An 8,905-nucleotide genomic window follows, 5' to 3' on the forward strand; every position below is an offset into this window, starting at 1 on the left:
CGATGATCGGCGCCATCAGCGCGTCCAGGTCGGCACCCGACGTCCACCCGGCGCGGGCGCGGGCCAGGATCTCCTTGACGGGCAGGCCGGTGGCCGCCCCGGCGGCCACGGCGTCCTCGAACTCCGGCGCCACGTTGACCACGGCGCCGTCCAGGGTGCCGACCTTCAGCCGGATCGGCTGGCCGGCCACGGCGACGGTCACCCACCGGCGGTCCAACGCCCACTTGTCGACCAGCCATCCGCGCACGCCGAGCGTGGTGGTCTCGGTGAACAGCACGCCGCGCAGCGTGTCGCCCAGCCCGGGGTCGGACAGGCACGTGACCTCCACGCCCGGCCGCCCCTTCTTCATGATGACCGGACTGGCCCAGGCGTCGTGGGCGCCCGCCGCCCGCAGCGCGTCCAGGACGCCGGGGACCAGCTCTCCGGACAGGTCGTCCACAGCGGTGGCCAGCACGAGGGCCTGTGTGCGGCCCCCGTCGTGTGCCGTGTCCCCCGTCGTGTCCCCCACCACGACGCGCAGCAGGTTGGGGCGATCCAGCTCGCGGGCCCCCGCGCCGTAGCCCGCGACGTCGACGACCATCAGGGGCAGGTCGGTCCACTCGTCGGTCCACTCGGCGAGCAACGCGGCGCCGGTGGGGGTGCACAGCTCGACCGCTTCGCCGGTGGCGTAGGTCGGCGCCCCGGCCAGCAGGGCGAGCACCGCCGGCGCGGGCACCGGCAGCAGGCCGTGGTCGCTGCGCGTCATCCCGGTGCCCTGGGCGATGGGTGCGCAGGTCACCCGGCTGACCCCGAGGAGGTCCAGGCCAGCGCACACCCCGACGATGTCGATGATGGCGTCAAGGGCCCCGACCTCGTGGAAGTGCACGCGGTCGACATCCCGGCGATGGATGTGCGCCTCCGCCTCGGCGAGGCGGCGGAACGTCGCCATGGCCCGGGCCCGCACGGGCTCGGGCAGTCGGGCGCCGGTGAGCAGTTCGTGGACCTTGGCCCAGGTGCGCACGACGCCGTCCTCGCGGGCGGTGACGTGCACGCGGGTCCCGCCGAGGCCGGCCCGGGTGACCGTCTCCGCTGTGACGTCCCAGCCGTCGACATCCAGGCCCGCCAGGACCGCCACGATGCCCTCCAGCGCGACGCCCGCATCGACCAGGGCGCCGAGGAGCATGTCGCCGCTGGCCCCGGAGAACGGATCGACGTGCAGGACCCTCATGCGCGCCTCACGGGGTGCGCACCCGCAGGATCCGGCGGGCGAGCATGGCGCCCCCGAAGCCGTTGTCGATGTTGACCACGGCCACCCCGGGCGCGCAGGACGTCAGGGTGGACAGCAGCGCTGCCAGTCCGTCGAACGCCGCGCCGTAGCCGACGCTGGTCGGCACCGCCACGACCGGCGCCGCCACCATGCCCGCGACCACGGTCGGCAGGGTGGCCTCCATCCCGGCGACCACGACGACGACGTCGGCGGCGGCGAGCTCCTCGGCCACGGCGAGCACCCGGTCCAGGTGGGACACGCCCAGGTCGGCGAGCAGGGTGCACGTCACCCCGAACGCGCCCAGCACCCCGACCGCCTCGGCGGCCACTGGCAGGTCACCGGTGCCCCCGCTCGCGACCACCACGGTGCCCAGGGCCGGGTCGGGTGCGCTGCGCCGCACGACGAGCAGCCGGGAGACGGGGTCGTAGTCCGCGTCGGGCACCGCGGCGGCGTGGGCCGGCGAGCAGCGCGTGGCCATCACCGGCGTCGAACCGCCCGCGACCAGCTCGGCGACCAGCGCGGCGACCTGGTCGGGCGTCTTCGGCTCGGCGAACACGACCTCCGGCTCGCCGGTGCGGGCGGGGCGGCCGTGGTCCAGGCGGGCGAAGGGTTCCATCCTCGGGGGAGCCTACGGGCTATCATCGCGGTAGCGCACGGAGGCCTCTCAAGCGGTGAGCGGCGAGGCTCCGCGGACGGCCAGACGGACCAGACAGGCAGGTGCGAAGGAAGACGTGGAGCTGACGACAGAGGCAATCGGGACCCTGCTCCTGGGCGCGATCGCCGTCGGGGTGGTCGCGATCGTGCTGTCGGTGCTCGCCCTGGTCGGCCAGCGGCGTGTGCGTGCGGCCTACCGCATGTTCAGCCAGGGCAGCCGCGAGGACGTGCTCACGCTGCTCAAGCAGCACATCGACGAGGTTGGCGGTCTGCGCGGGGAGGTGGCGCGCCTGGGGCGGCGCAGCGACGAGCTGCGCGACCTGCTGCGGTCGTCGGTGTCGCGCGTCGGCACCGTGCGCTACGACGCCTTCGAGGACCTGGGCGGACGCCTGTCGTTCTCGTCGGCGCTGCTCGACGAGCACGGCGACGGGCTGGTCATCACCGCTATCAACGGACGCACGGACACGCGCACCTACGTCAAGCCGGTGACCGGCGGGAGCAGCAAGCACAACCTGTCGGGCGAGGAGACCGAGGCCATCGACCAGGCCCTGGCGATGGCTGGGCGCACCGGTGGCCCGTCCGGCGGGAGCGACGGCAGCGACGTCGTCCGCAGCCCCCGCGGGCGCAGCCAGCGGCCGGCAACCAGCCGGTGACCCGGGTCGCCTTCCTCGGGCCGGAGGGGACCTTCACCTCCGAGGCCGCCCGGCTGGCCGTTCCCGACGCCGTCCGCGAGCCGCTGCCCACCATCGACGACGTGATCGACGCGGTCCGCGCGGGCACGGTCGACGCCGGCGTCGTGCCGATCGAGAACTCGATCGAGGGGTCCGTGAACCTCACGCTGGACGCGCTGGCGTTCGGTCCGGCAGGCGCCGTGGTGCGCGGCGAGATCGAGATCCCCATCTCGATGAACCTGCTCGCTCCGTCGGGCACCGACCTCGCCGACATCAAGGTGGTGCGCAGCCAGCCCCACGCGCTGGCGCAGTGCCGCGGGTGGCTGGCCGACCACCTGGCGGGCGTGGCGGTGGAGGCGGCCACGTCGACCGCCGAGGCGGCCCGCGAGGCCGCGAACACCCGCGGTGTCGCCGCGCTCGGCACGCGCCTCGCCGCAGAGCGCTACGACCTCGCGGTGCTGGTGGCAAACATCCAGGACTATCCGGGCAACACCACGCGCTTCGTGATGCTCGGCCGTCGGTTGACCCTGCCCACGGGCGCGGACAAGACCTCCGTGGTGGTGTTCTTGGGCGAGGACCGTCCGGGTCTGCTCATGCGCGTGCTCGACGAGTTCGCGCTGCGCGGGATCAACCTCACCAAGATCGAGTCGCGTCCGACCAAGCAGGCGCTCGGCGAGTACTGCATGTTCATCGACTGCGCCGGCCACATCAGCGAGGCGCGCGTCGGCGAGGCGCTGCGCAGCGTCCACCGCCACGTCGCGGACCTGCGCATCCTGGGGTCCTACCCCCGCGCGGACGCCCTGGCGACCACGCCGGCGCCGGCTGACTCCGAGGCCGCCTACACGTCCGCGGCGCGGTGGTACGCCGGGCTGATGGAGGGCATGGAGCCGCCGGTCGGTTGACGCCCCATCCCCGCTCGATACGGTAGCCGGCATGCCCAGTGAGCTCGTGGCCGGCCGCCACGACGCCCGGATCCCACCTGCGGGGGGATCCACTCGCCGCACGAGCACGCCGCTCGTGGCGGTCGCGATGACGATCGCGCTGGTCCTCGGTGCCGGCTTGCTCCCCCACGCCGCCGCTGCTGACGACAGCGAGCTGCGCCAGCGCCGGGAGCAGCTCGACACCGAGCGCAGCCGCCTGTCCGAGGAGCTCGAGCGGGTCGAGGCCCGACGCGCCCGCATCTCGGCGGCGTTGGGCGAGGCGACCGCCGCCGTCGACCGGCTGACGGGTGAGCTCAACCGCCTGCAGGACGAGGCCCGGGGGATCGAGCGCGAGGTCGCGCAGCTGGAGCAGTCCGCGGCCACCAGCCGGGAGCACCTCGCCCGTCGCGTCAGCGCCCTGTACCGCGGGTCGGTGCCCAACGAGTTCCTCGGGTTGATGGCCGGCACCTCGATGGACGACCTGACCGCTCGCAGCCACTACCTGTCGGCGCTGACCCGCTCCGACCGCGCCGAGCTGGAGACCGCCGCCGCGGTGGGGCGCCGGCTGACCGCGCGGCGTGCGGACCTGCGCGAGGTCGTCGATCACCGGGAGTCCGTCGCGCAGGAGGCTCGCGTCGCCCAGGCGGAGCTCGACCGCCAGCTCGCGGGGGCGAGCGCCGAGCTCGAGGAGACGCGGTCGGGCATCGCCGTCCGTGACCAGGAGTCCCGGCAGGTCGCCGGCGAGCTCGAGTCCCGCCGCCGGGCGCGCGAGGCGGCGCAGCGGGAGGCCGCCGCGGAGCGCCGCGCCGCCGAGCGTGCGGCCCGACGCCGGCAGGCGCCGAGCCGCTCAGCCGCCAGCGCCAGCCCGTCGCCGCGGTCACCGGCGTCCTCGCCGGCCCGGCGGACGTCCCCGGCGTCACCGGCTGCCCCGGCTCCGGCTGCCCCGTCCCCGGCTGCCCCGTCCCCGGCTGCCCCGGCTCCGGCCCCGACCCCCGCGCCCGCGCCGGCCGGCCGTGGGGGCATGGCCTGTCCGCAGGCCCATCCCCGGTCGTTCACCGATACCTGGGGCGCTCCCCGCAGCGGTGGTCGCCGCCACCGGGGCACCGACATCTTCGGGGCCATGGGTGGCAACGTGTTCGCCATCACCGCCGGTACGATCGAGTGGACCCGGACGGGGTCCAGCGCCGGGCTGTGGCTGTCGCTGCGCGGCGACGACGGCGACCGCTACTGGTACATGCACCTCTCGGGGTTCGTCGCCGGCGCCGGGCAGCGGGTTGGTGCGGGGGAGCTGATCGCCTCCAACGGCAACACCGGCAACGCCCGCGGGACCAGTCCCCACATCCACTTCGAGCACCATCCGGGCGGGGGCGCCGCCGTCAACCCCTACCCGCTGCTGCGCCGGGTCTGCGGGTGAGGACGAGGCGTGCCTGACCCCGCCCCCGGGCGGCTAGCCTGACCGGCGTGCTCCCCATCCTGCTCCGGGCCGGCGCGACCGAACGCGGTCGCCTGGAAGCCGACGACGCGCTCGACCCCGCGCTGCGGACCCTGAGCGACCTCTACCTGGAGCTCGTCGCCGCGCTGCCGCTCGTCGCGCTCGCGCTCGTCCTCGGTGCCCTCGGGTTCTTGGTCGCGCGCTGGGTGGCCCGCGGGGCCGAGCGGGCGCTCGGGCGCACGCGCGCCGCCCCGATGGCGGTCAGCCTCGTCGGTCGCCTGGTCCGCCTGTCGCTGATCATCGCGGCGGTCCTGCTCTCGCTGGCCGTGGCGGGCGTGCCGATCGGCCCCGCGCTGGCCGGGCTGGGTGTGGCCGGTATCGCCGTGGCGCTGGCCCTGCAGAACATCCTGGAGAACTTCATCGCCGGGCTCATCCTCCTCGCCCGCAAGCCGTTTCGCGCAGGCGACCAGGTCGGGACCAACGACCTCGAGGGCACCGTCGAGGAGATCGACCTGCGGGTCACCCGGCTGCGCAGCTACGACGGCGAGATCCTCCTCATCCCCAACATCGAGGTCTTCAAGAGCCCGATCACCAACTTCACGCGCACCGGGGCGCGACGCCGGCACGTGCTCGTCGGCGTGGACTACCGCGACGACCACGATGACGCCCGGGAGGTGATCCGCGCGGCGGTGGCCGGCGTGGCCGGCGTGCACGGCGAGCCCGCCCCGGAGGTCTGGATCGCCGAGCTCGGCGACTCCAGCGTGGACTTCGAGCTCGTCTACTGGACCGAACCCGACAACATCTCCGGCCGCCGGGTGCAGGACCAGGTGCTCGCCGCCGTCAAGCGCGCGATCGCGGACGCCGGCATGACGATCCCGTGGCCGATCCGCACGCTGGTGATGGACTCGCGAGTGGAGATCACCAGGTCGGGAGAGCGCCTATGACCCGATCCGGTGGCGACGCCCCGCCCGGCACCCAGCGGTGGGTGGTGTGGGCGTCCCATCGCACGCTGCTCGGTGTCGTCGGGGCCCTGTCCCTGCTGGCCCTGGTCGGGATCGCCGTGCTGTGGCCGCCCGATGACGTCGCCGTCGAGGAGGACGTGGAGCAGGGGCAGACCACCGAGCTCGTCGATGCGGTCCTGCTTGACGTGACCGAGGTGCCCGACCCGTTCGAGGACACGTTCGGGCTCCTGCCCGAGGCCGTCAACGTGGAGATCACCGCCCGACTGGAGGAGACCGGCGAGACGGTGACCTTCGAGATGATCGACGAGACCGGCCAGCTGTTCGCAGCCGGGCAGCGGGTGCGCCTGGCCGCCATCGAGACGCCGGGCCAGCCGGTCACCTACGCGGTGGCCGACTTCCGGCGCGAGCGCCAGCTGGCGGTGCTCGCCGCGTTGTTCCTCCTCGCGGTCGTGGCCTTCAGCCGCTGGCAGGGGGTGCGCGCCCTCATCGGGCTCGTGCTGACCTTCGTGCTGATCATCGGCTTCATCGTCCCGGCCATCCTCGCCGGGCGGTCGCCGGTGGCCGTGGCGCTGGTCGGGGCGCTGGCGATCATGATCGTGACGCTCTACCTCGCGCACGGGTACTCCCGGAAGACCACCGCCGCGGTCGTCGGGACCGCCGTGGCGCTCGCGTTGACCGGTCTGCTGGCGGTCGTGTTCGTGGAGGCGGCTGCGATCACCGGGTTCACCAGCGAGGACGCCCGCCTCGCGAACCTGACCGTCGGCGGGCTGAGCCTGCAGGGCCTGCTGCTGGCGGGGATCATCATCGGCGGTCTCGGCGTGCTCGACGACGTGACCATGTCGCAGTCCTCGACCGTCTTCGAGCTGCACCGCGCCGACCCACGGGCGGGGTTCGCCGCGCTCACCCGGGGAGCACTGAACGTCGGCCGGGACCACATCGCGGCGACCGTCAACACGCTGTTCCTGGCCTATGCCGGCGCGGCGCTGCCGCTGCTGATCCTGTTCGCGACGGGCGTCGACGGCTTCTTCGACATCCTGACCTCCGAGATCGTCGCGGTCGAGATCGTGCGCACCCTGGTCGGCTCCCTCGGCCTGATCGCGGCCGTGCCGATCACCACGGCCCTCGCGGCGGCGCTGGTCGTTGCCGAGCCGCGGGCCGCCGGCGCCGAACCCCGCGCACCCGGCCACACCCACGGCCAGCCCACCCAGTCCGCCCGGTCCTCCCAGCGCGCGCAGCCGGACCCGTCCGCCGAGCCCGCCGCACCGCCGCCCGACTGACCATATGGCCATGTTCGAATGGGCGACGGGGGCCCAGGCGCCCTACCCTGTCACGATGCCCCTGATGAGACGCTTCTCGTCGTGGGTGCTCGTGGGCGTCCTCGTCCTGAGCCTCGCGCCGGCGAGCCTGGCCGCCACCCCGGAACCGCCGAGCTTCTCGGCGTGGTCCGCCGACGGGTCGTCGGACTACCGCCAGGTGGTCGACATCACCTTCCCCACGGCGCAGGGCGCGACCTACCGTGACGACTACGCCGGGGCACGCGGGGGCGGCACCCGGACCCACCGGGCGACCGACATCTTCGGGACGATGGGCGAGCACGTCTACGCCGCCCAGGGCGGGCAGATCGTGTGGATGCCGGGTCAGGACCCGGCGGCCAAGCACGCCACCGCCGGCTACGGCATGCAGATCCGCGGCACGGACGGGCGCATGTACGCCTACTACCACCTCGGGCCCAACAGCGGTGGACCGTCGACCGCCCTCGCCCCGGGGCTGCGGAAGGGCGACACGGTCGCCCGGGGGCAGCACCTCGGGTACCTGGGCGACTCCGGGAACGCCGCCGGCGGGTCGCCGCACCTGCACTTCGAGATCCACGACGACCGGGTCACCGACCCCTACGGCTCGAACCGGATCAACCCGTACGCGTCGCTGGTGGACGCCGAGGCGCGCGGCGACTACCCCGTCGCCGCCGGAGCGCGGGACGACCCCGCGGCGCCGGGCCCCGGCGCCGGGCCGGAGGCGGACCCCTTGCTGGTCGACCGGGTGTCGGGGCCCCACCGGGTGGCCACCGCGGTGGCGCTGTCCGAGGCCGGCTTCGAGGAGGCCGACCACGTGGTGGTGGCGGCCGCCGGCTCGTTCGCGGACTCGGTCGCCGCGGGCCCCCTCGCGGCGCAGTACGGCGGGCCGGTCCTCACCACCATGGCGTCCAGCCTCGAGCAGGAGGTCGTGGACGAGATCGAGCGGCTCGGCGCGACCCGGGCCACCGTGATCGGCGGCGAGGCGGCCGTGGGCGTGCAGCCCGAACGCGACCTCGTCGAGCGGGCCGGTCTGGCGCCGAGCCGCGTCGACCCCCTCAAAGGCGCCGACCGGTACGAGACGGCGGTGGCGATCGCCGAGGTGGTGTGGAGCGCTGCTGGCGGCGCCAGGGCAGCGGGGGTGGCGCTGGGCATGCACGAGCAGGAGGATCGCGCCTGGCCGGACGCGCTGGTCGCCGGCTACCACGGGGCCGTCACGGGGGCGCCGGTCCTGCTGGTCGACCCGGACGCGGTGCCGCCCGCCACGGCGGCGGCGCTCGACGAGGTCGAGGAGGCCACCGTGATCGGGGGCACCGCGGTGGTGCCCGACGCCGTGTTCGAGACCATCGAGACGCACGCGACCGCGGTCCGGCGCCTGGCCGGACCCGACCGCTACATGACCGCCGCCGCGGTCGTCACCGACCTGCTCGACGGCCGCGTCTCGGTGGGTCGGGTCTGGGCGGCGACCGGCCGCACGTTCGCCGACGCGCTCGCGGCCGCGCCGGTGGTCGCGGCCAAGGGCGAGGTGCTGCTCCTGCTCGACGGGGCCGACGAGGGCCGCGACGAGCGCCTGGCGGACTGGCTGGCCGAGCACGCCGACATCATCGAGTCGGGCCGGGTGATCGGCGGGACGGCCGCCGTCAGCGAGGACGCCAGAGGCCGCCTCGCCGAGCACATCTCCTGACCCGTGGACATGCTCTGCTGTGCCGGTGGGGGCGGTCGCGCAGCGAC

The 8,905-nt window shown here is 74.6% G+C and carries 8 protein-coding genes; 6 read left to right on the forward strand and 2 right to left on the reverse strand.

Annotated features, from left to right (window positions below):
* Both larC and larB read right to left on the reverse strand, forming a co-directional pair.
* Positions 1 to 1,207, reverse strand: a 1,207-nt coding sequence (larC, locus tag WD250_16405) for a nickel pincer cofactor biosynthesis protein LarC (protein ID MEX2621800.1), incomplete at its 3' end; no start/stop codon positions are given.
* Between the two features lie 7 nt (positions 1,208 to 1,214).
* On the reverse strand, positions 1,215 to 1,862 hold the full coding sequence (larB, locus tag WD250_16410) for a nickel pincer cofactor biosynthesis protein LarB (protein MEX2621801.1): 648 nt from the start codon (positions 1,860 to 1,862) through the stop codon (positions 1,215 to 1,217).
* A gap of 115 nt (positions 1,863 to 1,977) precedes the next feature.
* Here larB and WD250_16415 point away from each other — a divergent pair, with 115 nt between their 5' ends.
* The 6 genes from WD250_16415 (at position 1,978) to WD250_16440 (ending at position 8,858) form a co-directional block, all read left to right on the forward strand.
* Entirely contained in the window at positions 1,978 to 2,553 is a 576-nt protein-coding gene (locus WD250_16415) for a DUF4446 family protein (GenBank protein MEX2621802.1), read from the forward strand.
* Complete coding sequence (pheA, locus tag WD250_16420) at positions 2,550 to 3,473, forward strand: prephenate dehydratase (GenBank protein MEX2621803.1); 924 nt, start codon at positions 2,550 to 2,552, stop codon at positions 3,471 to 3,473. The genes WD250_16415 and pheA overlap by 4 nt, the downstream gene beginning before the upstream one ends.
* A 31-nt stretch (positions 3,474 to 3,504) precedes the next feature.
* Entirely contained in the window at positions 3,505 to 4,905 is a 1,401-nt protein-coding gene (locus tag WD250_16425) for a peptidoglycan DD-metalloendopeptidase family protein (GenBank protein ID MEX2621804.1), read from the forward strand.
* A gap of 47 nt (positions 4,906 to 4,952) precedes the next feature.
* Positions 4,953 to 5,867 carry a mechanosensitive ion channel family protein gene (locus WD250_16430; GenBank protein ID MEX2621805.1) on the forward strand — a complete coding sequence of 305 codons (915 nt, stop codon included), beginning with the start codon at positions 4,953 to 4,955 and terminating at the stop codon, positions 5,865 to 5,867.
* Positions 5,864 to 7,162, forward strand: a complete 1,299-nt coding sequence (locus WD250_16435) for a YibE/F family protein (GenBank protein MEX2621806.1) — start codon at positions 5,864 to 5,866, stop codon at positions 7,160 to 7,162. Before WD250_16430 ends, WD250_16435 begins: the two co-directional genes overlap by 4 nt.
* A gap of 64 nt (positions 7,163 to 7,226) precedes the next feature.
* Positions 7,227 to 8,858 carry a cell wall-binding repeat-containing protein gene (locus tag WD250_16440; protein ID MEX2621807.1) on the forward strand — a complete coding sequence of 544 codons (1,632 nt, stop codon included), beginning with the start codon at positions 7,227 to 7,229 and terminating at the stop codon, positions 8,856 to 8,858.
* The last annotated feature ends 47 nt before the right edge of the window (positions 8,859 to 8,905 follow it).

This window comes from Egibacteraceae bacterium (genome assembly GCA_040905805.1).
Lineage (GTDB): Bacteria > Actinomycetota > Nitriliruptoria > Euzebyales > Egibacteraceae > DATLGH01.

What these genes read in the sequence shown, in the direction of transcription:
- larB (MEX2621801.1), bottom strand. Translation starts at nt 1,862, where the DNA reads ATGGAACCCTTCGCCCGCCTGGACCACGGCCGCCCCGCCCGCACCGGC.
- WD250_16425 (MEX2621804.1), top strand. Translation starts at nt 3,505, where the DNA reads ATGCCCAGTGAGCTCGTGGCCGGCCGCCACGACGCCCGGATCCCACCT.
- WD250_16435 (MEX2621806.1), top strand. Translation starts at nt 5,864, where the DNA reads ATGACCCGATCCGGTGGCGACGCCCCGCCCGGCACCCAGCGGTGGGTG.
- WD250_16440 (MEX2621807.1), top strand. Translation starts at nt 7,227, where the DNA reads ATGAGACGCTTCTCGTCGTGGGTGCTCGTGGGCGTCCTCGTCCTGAGC.